The organism is Desulfotomaculum copahuensis, from assembly GCF_001655685.1.
GTDB classification, from domain to species: domain Bacteria; phylum Bacillota; class Desulfotomaculia; order Desulfotomaculales; family Desulfovirgulaceae; genus Desulfotomaculum_G; species Desulfotomaculum_G copahuensis.
This window is the reverse complement of sequence record NZ_LYVF01000004.1, coordinates 1-705: the sequence shown is the minus strand read 5'-3', so window position 1 is coordinate 705 and position 705 is coordinate 1. Positions and strand designations below refer to the sequence as shown.

The 705-nt window shown below is 55.6% G+C and carries 1 protein-coding gene; it reads left to right on the top strand.

Annotated elements, in window-relative coordinates:
• On the top strand, positions 1-705 hold a 705-nt coding region (locus A6M21_RS00665), incomplete at both ends, for an IS200/IS605 family accessory protein TnpB-related protein (RefSeq protein ID WP_151191736.1).

Here is a 705-nt window from a genome sequence, read left to right as displayed (position 1 = left end):
AGGGAAACTGTGGCTGCCGGAAAAGCACCGGGTAAGGGTGTGGGAACTGCTGCTTAACGGAGCACCCTGCACCGTGGAGCTAATCAGGGATAATAATGATGGCCGTTACCGGGCACATATCACCTTTACCGCCGCCGTGCCCAAAACGCTGACCAACCCCAACCGGGGTTACCTGGGTATGGACACCAACCCGGATGGAGTGGCCCTGGCCAGTGTCAGCTACACCGGCCAACCGGCAGCCTGGCCGGCAGGGTTTACTGTACCCTACCCGAAAGCCCTGCACAAATTCGCCGGAGAATTTCAGGTAACAGTACATCCGGACGGGTTTCTGTACATCAAAAATCCAGAACTGGCCCACAGCCGGGGCTACCGGCGCACCTACCTGATTGGCGTACTGGCCAAAGTAGTAGTGGACATCGCCAAAACCCTGGGCAAACCGCTGGCGGTAGAAAAACTGGACTTTGGCAAAGACCGGCTGGACACGAATAAAAGATTCAACCGCATGGCGGCCAACTTCCCGTTTAAAAAAATGATTGAAGCCGTCATGCGTAAAGCGTTCAAAGAAGGCGTGGTTGTAAAAACGGTCTGGCCGGCGCACACATCCACTATCGGCTACTGGAAGTACATGCGGCGGTACGGGATAATCATTCATCACGCCGCGGCATTAACCATTGCCCGGCGGGCGATTGGATGCAAAGAACGCAT